Origin of the sequence: Arthrobacter sp. CDRTa11 (assembly GCF_026427775.1) — a bacterium.
GTDB lineage: Bacteria > Actinomycetota > Actinomycetes > Actinomycetales > Micrococcaceae > Arthrobacter.
Genome location: NZ_CP044532.1, coordinates 4,082,668 through 4,095,009 on the forward strand (window position 1 = coordinate 4,082,668; position 12,342 = coordinate 4,095,009).

A 12,342-nucleotide genomic window follows, 5' to 3' on the forward strand; every position below is an offset into this window, starting at 1 on the left:
GTTTATTGCCATTTCACCTGAATCTTTAGTTCATATTTGAACACTTTAGCTAAGTCAGCTTGAATGTGAATCGGATCACGTCCTTGCTGCTCCTCACAGTTGAAGAGCGCTGAAAGGAGAATCATGAATGGTGAAAAAGCCAACGGGTTAGGCCACGTCGTCTATGGCTGCATGGGCCTTGGCGGCGATTGGTCATCTGCACCGTACGGCCTGGCCGAGATCGACGAGGCGGAAGCCGCCGTCGAGGCTGCCCTGGAAGCAGGAATCACGATCTTCGACCAAGCGGCAGCCTATCGATTTGGCAAGTCCGAAGCAGTCTTTGGTGAGGTCCTTTCCCGTTGGGAGGGCCTCCGGGAACGCATTCAAATCAACACGCATTGCGGATTCGGTGATGAAGCTGGTGAAGCACGGCACTACGACCTGGACGGCGCCAGCATCATCGAGAGCGTACGGCGCAGCCTGACGCGGCTGAAAACGGACTACATCGACACGCTCCTGCTCAACCGGGCAGACCCGCTCCTGGAACCAGGACAGATCGCCTCCGCCTTCGAGTTTCTCCGGTCCTCAGGCAAGGTCAGGCATCTGGGCGTCTCCAACATGTCCGGCGCCCAGATCGCTGCACTCCAGAAGCATCTGGACACACCCATCGTCCTTAATCAGATGGAAATGAGCCTGGGCAAGAGGGACTGGATAGAGGCCGGCGTCCTCGTCAACCACCCGGACGGAAACAAGTACAGCTTCCCCGAGGGAACCATCGAATACTGCCTGGGCAACGCCGTCCGGCTCCAGGCCTGGGCTCCACTGGCCAGGGGCGTCTACTCGGGCCGTGTATCCGCGGCCAAAACGCCGGAAGAGGCCACCACCAAGCTGGTCCTCTCCTTGGCGGATCGCAAAGACACCACGCCCGAAGCCATTGTCCTGGCATGGCTGATGAAGCACCCCGCCGGGATCGAACCCGTCATCGGGACGAGAAACCCGCAGCGGATCCTGGCGAGCCGGGACGCAGAATTTCAAGCCACCCGCATGACCAGGCACGAGTGGTACGCCCTCTGGAGGGCAGCCCGCGGAGCGGACCTGCCTTTCCCCGGGCCGGGCACCGAGCCAGAGAGCCCGATTCCGCAAGCAAGAGCCTTGGCAGGTAACAGCGCCGGCAATATCTGTGAACTTTGAACCCGCTAAAACCCGCACCCGTCCACGAGAATGGAATTCTTAATGACTACACCTCCCGTCCCGAGCTCACCCCGTGTCGCAGTTCTCGGCGGAGGGCCCGGTGGTTACGAAGCCGCTATGGTGGCCGCGTCCCTGGGCGCGGCGGTGACCATCATCGAACGGGCCGGTCTGGGCGGATCCGCCGTGCTCACGGACGTTGTCCCCTCGAAGACGCTCATCGCGACGGCGGACCTGATGACCCGCGTTGGAGAGGCAGAAGAGCTGGGCGTCAAGTTCGATGTCGAGGGCGGCGACTGCACGCCTACCATGCGTGCGGACCTCAAGCACATCAACCACCGGCTCCTGGCACTGGCCCGTCAGCAGTCGGGCGACATACAAAGGGCCCTCGAAAACCTGGGCGTCCGCGTTCTCATCGGCTCCGGCAAACTCTTGGACACCCACACCATCGAGGTCCGCGGAGCCGACGGCATCGAGATGGTGGAGGCCGACGCGATCCTGCTGGCAGTCGGCGCCTACCCGCGCGAACTGCCCACCGCACTTCCCGACGGTGAGCGCATCCTGAACTGGGCCCAGCTATACAACCTCGAAGAGCTGCCGGAAGAGCTCATTGTGGTCGGCTCCGGCGTAACCGGTGCCGAGTTCGCCTCCGCCTACAACGGACTCGGCTCCAAAGTGACCCTCATCTCCAGCGGAGACCGTGTCCTGCCCAGGTCCGACACCGATGCCGCAGAGGTGCTGGAAGGCGTCTTCGAACGCCGCGGAGTCAAGGTCCTCGCCCGGTCCCGTGCAGAAGCCGTGGAGCGAACCGGCGACGGCGTGGCCGTGGTGCTGGCCAACGGCGTCAAAGTAACCGGCAGCCACTGTCTCGTGTGCGTCGGATCCATCCCGAACACCAATGGCATCGGTCTCGAGGCAGCCGGCGTGGAACTCACAGAAGGCGGGCACATCAAGGTGGACGGCGTCTCCCGGACCACCGCGCCAAACATCTACGCGGCCGGCGACTGCACCGGAGTCTTCGCCCTGGCCTCCGTGGCCGCCATGCAGGGCCGCATCGCTATCGCGCACTTCATGGGCGACGGCGTCACCCCGCTGAAACTGCACCATGTGGCCTCCAACATCTTCACCTCTCCCGAGATCGCCACCGTGGGTGTCTCCGAGGAAGACGTAGTATCCGACAGATACCAAGGCGATGTCGTCAAGCTCCCCTTGATCAGCAACGCCCGCGCCAAAATGCGCAACCACAAGGACGGCTTCATCAAAATCATCGCCCGCAAGGGATCAGGCACCGTGATCGGCGGAGTCGTCGTAGGACCAAACGCCTCCGAACTGATCTTTCCGATCGCCATCGCCGTCGCGCAGAAACTGCACGTAGACGACCTCGCCAGCACCTTCACCGTCTATCCCTCACTGACCGGATCAATCTCGGAGGCCGCGCGGCGCCTGCACGTACACATGTAACAAGTGGGCTTGCGTTAACTTCTTGACGGCAAGGCCCACATAGGGCAGGCTTCTCTGCATGTCCGCAACACCGCGCTCTCCAGGGAGCAAGCCCAAAAATCCCGGTTCCCAATCGGCGCTAAGGCAACTGAACCAGCAGCGAATCATTGAGACCCTGATGAGTGGGCCCTGCACCCAGGCTGAACTGGCCCGGCAGACTGGTCTTTCCACGGCAACGGTCTCCAACATTGTGAAGATCCTGCAGGATGCCGGCCTGGCCGCCACCGAGCCTACTACCAGTTCAGGGCGCCGGGCACTGAATGTTCGGCTCAACAGCAACGGCGGAGTGGCGGTGGGAATCGACTTCGGCCGCCGGCACCTGCGCGTGGTTCTGACATCCCTGAGTTATGACGTCATTGCCGATGAATCTGTCATGCTCCCGCTGGGGCACCAGTCCGAGGAAGGCATCCAGGCCGCAGTAGTGCTGATGGAAAAGCTGCTGCGGGAAAACGGTGTGGACAAGATGACGGTGGTGGGTGCCGGCGTCGGAATTCCAGGCCCAATTGACCGCAGGACAGGCACCGTGGCGCAAGGCGCCTTCCTGCCCGAGTGGGTGGGCATTAACATCCACCAGCACCTCGAGGAAACCCTGAAAGTTCCCGTATTCATTGACAACGACGCCAACCTTGGGGCGTGGTCGGAGGTGACCTGGGGCCAGCACGCAGGAGTGAGCAATCTGGTGTTCCTCAAGATCGGATCGGGCATCGGTGCCGGCCTGATCCTGAACGGCGCGCCCTTCTACGGCAACGTGGGAATCACCGGCGAAATAGGTCATGCCACCATGCACGAACAGGGCGTGGTGTGCCGATGCGGTAACCGCGGCTGCCTGGAAACCATAGTTTCGACCACCACCATGATCGAGCAGCTGAGCCGCAGCGAGAACCCTCCCCTCACCCCTGCGGACATCGTCCGGAAAGCTCTCGCGGGCGACTCGGCCACTATCCGGGTGGTGGACGATGCAGGTCTGGCTGTGGGCCGTGCGCTGGGCAATCTGGCTAACCTGATCAATCCGGAGGTTATCGTGGTGGGCGGCCCCCTCGCCGGCCTGGGCAACATTCTGTTGGACCCCATCAGGAGGGGGCTGGTGAAGCATGCCGTGCCTGTCATAGGCGAAACCACCACCCTCACCATGTCCTCACTTGGGGACCGCGCCGAAGCTCTGGGCGCGGCAGCATTGGTGTTCCAACAAGCCCGGCTCCGCAAACGTTAACGTCATAAACCGCCGATTGCGTTAAAGGCTTGACGACAAGAGCCGGCATCCAGTTTACTTCTCAGAGACGGCCCCGCGTTTTGCAGGGCGGACAAAGAAGTCATGCATTGGAGGCCTAACGGCAAATGACGTCCACCATCATGAACACAGGCCCGGTCATCCTTGAGATGCGCTCCATCACCAAGGAGTTCCCCGGCGTCAAAGCGCTCTCGGAGGTAAGCCTCCGGGTCAAGGCAGGCGAGATCCACGCCATCTGCGGCGAGAACGGCGCTGGTAAATCCACCCTGATGAAGGTGCTCTCAGGGGTCTACCCTTTCGGCAGCTACGACGGCGACATCGTTTATCAGAACGAAGTCCAGCAGTTCAAGGACATTAGGGCCAGCGAACACGCAGGAATCGTCATCATCCACCAGGAACTTGCCCTCATTCCGGAACTGTCCATCACGGAGAACATCTTCCTGGGCAACGAACCCACCAAACGCGGTGTTATCGACTGGGCCGAGGCGCGCCTGAGGGCCACAGAGCTGCTGGCCAGGGTAGGCCTGCGCGAGAATCCGGACACCCCCATCAAGGAAATCGGCGTAGGCAAGCAGCAGTTGGTGGAGATCGCCAAAGCATTGAACAAGTCGGTTAAGCTGCTCATCCTCGACGAGCCCACTGCCGCACTGAACGAATCAGATTCCCAACACCTGCTGGACCTGATGCTCGGCCTCAAAGCCAAGGGCATCACCTCCATCATCATTTCCCACAAGCTCAACGAAATCGAACAGATCGCGGACGAGATCACCATTATCCGCGACGGCAAATCGGTCGAAACGCTCAACGTACTGGCCGATGGCGTGGACGAGGACCGCATCATCAAGGGGATGGTGGGGCGCTCACTCGAGTCCCGGTTCCCCGAGCATGTGCCCGAGATCGGCGAGGTGCTGTTCGAGGTCCGCAACTGGACCGTCGGCCACCCCCAGGTTCCAGACCGGCTCGTCTGCAAGAACTCAAGCTTCACGGTGCGCCGCGGCGAAATCGTAGGTTTTGCCGGGCTCATGGGCGCAGGCCGCACCGAACTGGCCCGGTCCCTCTTTGGACGCTCCTACGGCAACTTCATCTCCGGCCAGGTCTTCAAAAACGGCAAGGAAATCCACATCCGGAACGTTCCGCAGGCCATCAGGGCCGGGCTTGCCTACGTCACCGAAGACCGCAAGAGCCTCGGTCTGAACCTGCTGGATGACATCAAGACCACCACCGTCTCGGCGAACCTTCAGGCCATCACAAAAGGCATTGTCGTGGACAACCGACAGGAGTTCACGGTGGCCGAGGGATATCGCAAAAGCCTTCGGACCAAGGCGCCCACGGTCAACGAGGGAGTGTCCAAGCTCTCCGGCGGCAACCAGCAGAAGGTTGTGCTGGCCAAGTGGATGTTTACCGGCCCGGACCTCCTCATCCTCGACGAGCCCACACGAGGGATCGATGTCGGGGCCAAATACGAGATCTATGGCATCATCCAGCAGCTGGCCCAGCAAGGAAAGGGAGTCATTGTCATCTCCTCCGAACTGCCCGAGCTCCTCGGACTCTCAGACCGGATCTACACCATCTTTGAAGGTTCCATCACGGGAGTACTGGACAAGGACCAGGCCACCCAGGAAACCCTGATGCGCCTCATGACATCAGCCACCCGCACCGGCACCCACGCCGCCCCCACTGCACAAACCGCATAAGCCCGAGAAACGGAACAATTATGAATGCACTCAAAAGGATTTTCGGCGGTGACACCCGCCAGTTCGGCATGATCATCGCACTCGTGGCCCTTGTGCTGTTCTTCCAGCTATTTACCGGCGGCAAAGTCCTGACGCCGACGAACATGATCAACCTTTTTAACGGCAACTCCTACATCCTGGTCCTGGCCATCGGCATGGTGCTGGTCATCATCGCCGGCCACATCGACCTGTCCGTCGGATCCGTTGCCGCGGCCGTGGGCATTGTGGTTGCCATTTCCATGCGGGACTGGGGCCTGCCTTGGTACCTTGGCATCGTCCTGGGCCTGCTGCTGGGCGCCGCTATCGGTGCATGGCAAGGCTTCTGGGTGGCCTATGTGGGCATCCCCGCCTTCATCGTCACACTTGCCGGAATGCTCCTGTTCCGGGGTGCCAACCAGCTTGTTGGCAAGTCCCTGACCGTACCCGTGCCCGATGAATTCCGGGTTATGGGCGCAGGCTTCCTCCCGGAAATCGGCGATTTCGCCCGCTATAACGCACCCACCGTCATCCTTGGATTCCTGCTGATCGCCGTCGTGGTGTTCTCGGAGTTCCGCAACCGTCGCATCCAGACCCGCACCGGCGGCACGCCGGACCCGATCTGGGTGCCGGTCACCCGGCTTGTCCTGCTGGCAGGCGCGGTCCTCTACGTGACCTGGCTCTTCTCGACCGGACGCTTCGGAACCTCATTCCCCGTCTCGGGCCTGATCCTGGTTGGCCTGGTGGCCGTCTATGTCTTCATCACCAGCAAGACCGTCCTGGGCCGCCACGTCTACGCCGTAGGTGGCAACCGCCACGCCGCCGAGTTGTCCGGTGTGCAGTCCAAGAAGGTCAACTTCATGGTCATGATGAACATGTCCATCCTTGCGGCACTTGCCGGCATGATGTTCGTGGCCCGGTCCACCAGCTCCGGACCTGCCGATGGCGTCGGCTGGGAACTGGACGCCATTGCCGCCGTCTTCATCGGCGGCGCGGCTGTCAGCGGCGGCGTCGGCACGGTAATCGGCTCGATTGTGGGCGGCCTCGTCATGGCCGTCCTCAACAACGGGCTGCAGCTCCTCAGCGTCGGCGCCGACATGCAGTCGATCATCAAGGGCATGGTGCTCCTGATCGCTGTCGCCATCGACGTCTACAACAAGAGCCAGGGCCGGCGCTCCCTCATAGGCATGCTCATGAACGGCCTGCGCGCCAACCAGCCGCCCACCGCCGAAAAGGAGATCGTCAAGACCTCCGACATCATCACTCCCGCAGAACCAGTCGCGTCAAAATAACCCGCGATGGCGGCCGGTACAGCCGGTTGCCTTTGGACCGAAGAAAGAGATTTTCAGATGCGTAAAATCGCTAAAACCCTGACCGTCCTCGCGGCGGTCGCCACGCTCTCCCTGACAGCGTGCGGCCGGTCCGACGTCGACGCCGAAGCCGCCAAGGCGGGCACCGCCCTGGCCGGATTCCCGCAGGACTCCGTCATCGGCGTCGCGCTTCCCAAGAAGACCAGCGAGAACTGGACCCTGGCAGAGAGCCTGTTCAACGACGGACTCTCGTCGGCCGGCTTCAAGGCAAACGTGCAGTTCGCCAACAACGGCGTGTCCGAACAGCAGAACCAGATCTCCACCATGATCACCTCCGGCGCCAAGGTCATTGTTGTGGGTGCCGTGGACGGTGCCCAGCTGGGCACCCAGCTGCAGCAGGCCAAGGACGCCGGCGCGGTCATCATCGCCTACGACCGCATGCTGACAAACACCAAGGCCATTGACTACTACGTGGCCTATGACAACTTCAAGGTCGGTGAACTCCAGGGCCAGGCACTGCTGGAAGGCATGCAAGCCAAGAAGGCGGGCCCTTACAACGTGGAACTCTTCGCCGGCTCCCCGGACGACGCCAACTCAAAGGTGTTCTTCGACGGCGCCATGAGCGTCCTGAAGCCGAAGATCGACGACGGCACCCTGAAGGTTGTCTCGGGGCAGGCGGACTTCCAGAAGGCCGTGACCCAGGACTGGAAGCCGGAAAATGCCCAGCGCCGCATGGACTCCCTGCTCTCAGGCAGCTACTCCTCCACCGAGCTCGACGGCGTCCTCTCCCCCAACGACACGCTGGCCCGCGCCATCATCACGTCTGTCAAGAGTGCCGGCAAGACCGTCCCTGTTGTGACCGGACAGGACTCCGAATTGGAATCCGTCAAGTCCATCATGGCCGGCGAGCAGTACTCCACGATCAACAAGGACACCCGCAAGATCGTTGAGCACACCGTCACCATGATCAAGGACCTCCAGCAAGGCCTCGCCCTGGAAATCAACGACAACCGGAACTACAAGAACGAATTCAAGCGTGTTCCGGCGTACCTGTTGCCCCCGGCTATCGTGACAGCAGCCAGCGTCAAAACGGCTTACGTGGGCGATCCCATACTGGGCCCGGTCACCAAGTAGCACCCATGAATACGGAATGCCCGGCTCCAGCGGAGTCGGGCATTCCTCTTTTAAGCCACCCCCAGAGGACCATCATGGCCATTCCTGCTCCAGCATCGAGTAGACCAGCTCTGTTGCCCACTGGCCCTTGTAGTGCCATTTGTCCACCAGCCTGGCTTCGAGCCGCATGCCCAGCCGTTCACACAATTCGGCGGACGGCGTGTTAAGCGCGTCCAGCCGGGCCTCGATTCGGTGGAACCCGAGTTCCCCGAAGCCCAGGCCCAGCATGGCCGCGGCAGCCTCGGTGGCGTAGCCCTTGCCGCGCGCCCCGGGCGCCAGCGTCCAGCCGATTTCGGCCTGCCCGCGGCCAGGGAGCCACTTCAGCACCACTTCGCCCAGCAGGCCGGGCGAGTCCTTGGCTTCAATGGCCAGGCTGACCCAGTCGCCTTCCTTTTCGAAGACAAAGTTGGCGTACATTCCCACCCGCTCCATGCACTGCGTGTAGGTTTTGGCCAGGCCTGGCAGGAACCGGGCCGTCTCCGGCAGCGCGTGGTAAGCGTGGAAGGCCTCCAGGTCCCGGCCTTCAAAGCGGCGGAGAGCCAGCCGTTCCGTCCGGACGGGGAGCGTGATGTCCGGCATGGATGCTAGGCGATCGCCGTTGAATGGACGACGGCGGCTGTCGCCTCCGCGATCGCCTGCTCTTCGTCGGTGGGGACCACCAAGACCGGGATGGCGGACTGCGCGGTGGAAATCACCCGTGGTTCCTTGGACCGCTGGCTGTTGAGGCCGGCGTCGAGCTCTATGCCCAAGGCACCCAGACGATCGGTCACCAGCGCGCGGAACTGGGAGGAGTTTTCTCCGATGCCGGCGGTGAAAACCAGCGCCTTCGCGCCGTCCACCGCCACGTGGTAGCCGCCGATGTACTTAGCCAGGCGGTAGGACGCCACGGCAAGCGCCATGGCGGCTTTGGCGTCGCCGGCCTCCGAAGCTTCCACCACGGAGCGCATGTCGTTGTTCCCGGCCAGCCCCTTCAAGCCGGATTCGCGGTTGAGCATGGTGTCGATGTCCTCCGGGGTCCAGCCGGCCCTGCCCAGGAAGACCAGGATGGACGGGTCCAGGTCGCCGGATCGGGTGCCCATCACCAGGCCCTCCAACGGGGTGAAGCCCATGGACGTGTCAACGGACTTGCCGCCGCGGACGGCCGTGACGGAGGCGCCGTTCCCAAGGTGGGCGATCACGCCGTCGAACTCTTCCACCGGAATGTCCAGGAGCGCGGCGGCCCGCTGGGTCACGTACTCGTGCGAGGTGCCGTGGAAGCCGTAGCGGCGGATGCCGTGGCTGGTGTAGAGCTCATCCGGCACGGCGTAGCGCCAGGCATGCTCGGGCAGCGTGCGGTGGAAGGCGGTGTCAAAAACGGCCACCTGCGGCATGTCAGGCCATTTTTTAGTGATGGCGCGGATCCCCAGCACGTTGGCGGGGTTGTGCAGCGGCGCCAGCGGGTTGAGGCGTTCGATGGCGCGGGTGATCTCGTGATCGATCAGCACGGGTTCCGCGAAGCGCTCACCGCCATGCACCACACGGTGGCCAACGGCAGCCAGTTCAAGGTCCCCAAGTTCCGCATGGATGGCCGCGTCCACCTGTTCCAGGGCCTCCGCGTGGTCACGCGGGCCCTCGATCTCGCCATCGCCGTCGCCGCCGTTGCCCATGCCGATTTTTTCGATCAGGCCTTCGGTCAGCACACTCCCGGCGGCAACGTCACGCACCTGGTATTTGAGCGACGACGAGCCGGAATTGATGACGAGCACAAGCATGGGGCCTCCTGAGCCTTGCTGTTGCGGTAACTACGTCCCACTATAAATTGACACGTTGGACCACGCCGAAGGGAACCTTCCATGACGAACGACCCCACTCACCCGGACTACACCACCCCCGAGAACGTCGAAGCGCACACCGAAACCGCCCAGCCGCCCACCGGCACCGAGGGTGACAACCCGGCGTCGGCTAAGACTGCGCCCGCTGATACTGCGTCGGCTGGCAAGGATGCCGAAGGAATGGACCTCACACCCGAGGGCCTTTCCGACGAACCGGCCAAACAGGAGGACCCGGCGAGCGTGGTGAAGCCGGAAAACAGCTGACTAGACCTTTACCGGCACCTGCGCCTGGATAGCCGTGATGGCCACGGTGTTCACGATGTCCTCAACAGTGCAGCCGCGGGAGAGGTCGTTGACCGGTTTGCGGAGCCCCTGCAGAACGGGCCCGACGGCGACCGCTCCGGAGCTCTGCTGCACCGCCTTGTATGTGTTGTTGCCGGTGTTGAGGTCCGGGAAGATGAAGACGGTCGCCTGGCCGGCCACGGACGAGCCCGGCATCTTGGACTCGGCAATGGACGCATCCACGGCGGCGTCGTACTGGATGGGGCCTTCGACGGCTAGGTCCGGCCGGCGTTCGCGCACCAGTGCGGTGGCCTGCCGGACCTCGTCCACAGCCTCCCCGGAGCCGGAACCGCCGGTGGAGTAGGACAGCATGGCCACCCGCGGCTCCACACCGAACTGGGCAGCGGTTTCGGCCGAGGCCAGGGCTATGTCCGCCAGCTGCTCCACGTTGGGGTCAGGGTTCACCGCGCAGTCGCCGTAAACCAGCACCCGGTCCGACATCAGCATCAGGAACACCGAGGAGACAATGTTCACGCCGTCGCGCGTCTTCACGAATTCCAGGGCGGGCCGGATGGTGTGGGCCGTGGTGTGGGCGGCGCCGGACACCATCCCGTCCACCACGCCCAGATGGACCATCATGGTGCCAAAGTAGCTGCCGTCCTGCATGATCTCGAGTGCCTTGGCCACGTCCACGCCCTTGTGCGCGCGCAGTTCCGCATACTTTTCCGCGAAGCCCTGCCGGAGCTCGGACGTGGCCGGGTCAACAATGTTGATTCCGGACAGGTCGATGCCCCGGGCGGCTGCCAGTTCACGGACGTCGGACTCAGGGCCCAGCAGGGTCAGGTCACACACGTCGCGGCGGTGCAGGATCTCGGCGGCCCGGAGAATCCGGACGTCTGTCCCCTCCGGGAGGACCACGTGCCTGCGCTGCGCCCGGGCCCGTTCAATGAGGTCGTGCAGGAACCGCAGGGGCGTCATCCGCTCGGCCCGCGGCAGGTGCAGCCGTTCCACCAGTTCGGCCTCGTCCACACTCCTGGACCAGAGCCCCAGCGCGGACGCCACTTTACGCCGGTGCCCGGACCAGATCTCGCTCCGGACCTCCGAGACCCGGCGGGCCGTGGTGTACGTGTCGTCGTGGGAGGCGAACACGGGGAAGGGGGCCTGGGCCAGCAGAGGATAGATGTTGGCATCCGGGGCAAGGCCGCCGGTCAGGACCAGGGCCGAGGGCACCGGGAACTCCGGCGAGAACGACGACGCCAGGCATGCCACCATCACGTCCGCGCGGTCCCCCGGCACAATCACCAGGGCGCCCTCGTCCAGGACGTTCAGGAAGTTGCCCACGTTCATGGCCGCCACCTTGATGTCCCGGACATCCCGCTCCATGTCCGGGCGGCCGGCAATCTGCCGCACGCCCAGGGCGGCGGCAACCTCGCCGGTGGTGGGCCGGGCGATCTCCTCCAGTTCAGGCAGGACGTACACGGGACGCCCGGACGCGCCTGGCTTCACCGCCGCAACGATGGCCTCGACGTCGTCGGGATCTGCGCGGTTGACCATGATGGCCAGCAGGGCGCAATTTCCTGCGGAAAGTTCCTTGCGGGCCACTTCGACGGCGGCGGCCGCCTCCGCGACGGTACGCCCCTTCGCGCCCACCACGGCGACCACCGGTGCGGCCAGGTTGTTGGCGAGACGGGCGTTGAGGTCAAACTCGACGGCGGCGTCCTGGCCAGTGAGGTCCGTGCCCTCCACAATCACCACATCGCAGTGCCGGGACATTTCGGCGAAGATGTCCACACAGCGGGCGTCGATGTCGGCCCGCTTTCCCTCGGCCAGCAGGGCGCGCACCTCGGCGAAGGTCAGGCCGCCCCGGCAGCGCTCATCGTCCAGCGCAAAGCGTGACTTCATCAGCGCCACCATGGGGTCATCCGCAGCATCGGTGCCCAGGACCACCGGCTTGAAGAAGCCGATCCTGTCGGCGTGCCGGTGCAGGGTGTCCGCAAGGCCCAGGGCCACGAGCGACTTGCCCGAGCCTGGGGTGGTTGCGCTGACATAGATGCCTCTGGCCATGATCCGCCCTTTAATTGCTGGTGGTGTGTGGAGCTGCCGGTCCTCCCATCCTGTCACTAGCTTTCCGCCGGGTTCACTCCCCGCTGTAGAGCAGTTCG

10 protein-coding genes are annotated in these 12,342 nt (G+C 63.4%); 7 read left to right on the forward strand and 3 right to left on the reverse strand.

Annotated features, from left to right (window positions below; genetic code table 11):
* The first annotated feature begins 123 nt into the window (after nucleotides 1-123).
* The 6 genes from F8G81_RS18560 (at nucleotide 124) to F8G81_RS18585 (ending at nucleotide 8,048) form a co-directional block, all read left to right on the forward strand.
* The gene (locus F8G81_RS18560) at nucleotides 124-1,170 is read left to right on the forward strand and encodes an aldo/keto reductase (RefSeq protein WP_267276117.1); all 1,047 of its coding nucleotides are present in this window, start codon (nucleotides 124-126) and stop codon (nucleotides 1,168-1,170) included.
* A gap of 42 nt (nucleotides 1,171-1,212) precedes the next feature.
* Complete coding sequence (locus F8G81_RS18565) at nucleotides 1,213-2,628, forward strand: NAD(P)H-quinone dehydrogenase (protein ID WP_267276118.1); 1,416 nt, start codon at nucleotides 1,213-1,215, stop codon at nucleotides 2,626-2,628.
* Between the two features lie 58 nt (nucleotides 2,629-2,686).
* Nucleotides 2,687-3,877 (forward strand): ROK family transcriptional regulator, encoded by a 1,191-nt coding sequence (locus tag F8G81_RS18570; protein WP_267276119.1) that lies wholly within the window; start codon nucleotides 2,687-2,689, stop codon nucleotides 3,875-3,877.
* Between the two features lie 125 nt (nucleotides 3,878-4,002).
* Nucleotides 4,003-5,589 carry a multiple monosaccharide ABC transporter ATP-binding protein gene (mmsA, locus tag F8G81_RS18575; RefSeq protein WP_267276120.1) on the forward strand — a complete coding sequence of 529 codons (1,587 nt, stop codon included), beginning with the start codon at nucleotides 4,003-4,005 and terminating at the stop codon, nucleotides 5,587-5,589.
* A gap of 20 nt (nucleotides 5,590-5,609) precedes the next feature.
* Entirely contained in the window at nucleotides 5,610-6,896 is a 1,287-nt protein-coding gene (mmsB, locus tag F8G81_RS18580) for a multiple monosaccharide ABC transporter permease (protein WP_267276121.1), read from the forward strand.
* 57 nt (nucleotides 6,897-6,953) lie between these two features.
* The gene (locus F8G81_RS18585; protein WP_267276122.1) at nucleotides 6,954-8,048 is read left to right on the forward strand and encodes a sugar-binding protein; all 1,095 of its coding nucleotides are present in this window, start codon (nucleotides 6,954-6,956) and stop codon (nucleotides 8,046-8,048) included.
* A gap of 72 nt (nucleotides 8,049-8,120) precedes the next feature.
* Here F8G81_RS18585 and F8G81_RS18590 read toward each other — a convergent pair whose 3' ends face one another.
* Both F8G81_RS18590 and F8G81_RS18595 read right to left on the reverse strand, forming a co-directional pair.
* Nucleotides 8,121-8,666 carry a GNAT family N-acetyltransferase gene (locus F8G81_RS18590; protein ID WP_267276123.1) on the reverse strand — a complete coding sequence of 182 codons (546 nt, stop codon included), beginning with the start codon at nucleotides 8,664-8,666 and terminating at the stop codon, nucleotides 8,121-8,123.
* Nucleotides 8,667-8,671: 5 nt separating this feature from the next.
* Nucleotides 8,672-9,838 (reverse strand): acetate kinase, encoded by a 1,167-nt coding sequence (locus tag F8G81_RS18595; RefSeq protein WP_267276124.1) that lies wholly within the window; start codon nucleotides 9,836-9,838, stop codon nucleotides 8,672-8,674.
* Between the two features lie 81 nt (nucleotides 9,839-9,919).
* Here F8G81_RS18595 and F8G81_RS18600 point away from each other — a divergent pair, with 81 nt between their 5' ends.
* A complete protein-coding gene (locus F8G81_RS18600; RefSeq protein WP_267276125.1) occupies nucleotides 9,920-10,162 on the forward strand; it encodes a hypothetical protein in 243 nt (80 codons plus the stop codon).
* Here the strand turns inward: F8G81_RS18600 and pta are convergent, their stop codons facing one another.
* Entirely contained in the window at nucleotides 10,163-12,244 is a 2,082-nt protein-coding gene (pta, locus tag F8G81_RS18605) for a phosphate acetyltransferase (RefSeq protein WP_267276126.1), read from the reverse strand.
* Between the last annotated feature and the right edge of the window lie 98 nt (nucleotides 12,245-12,342).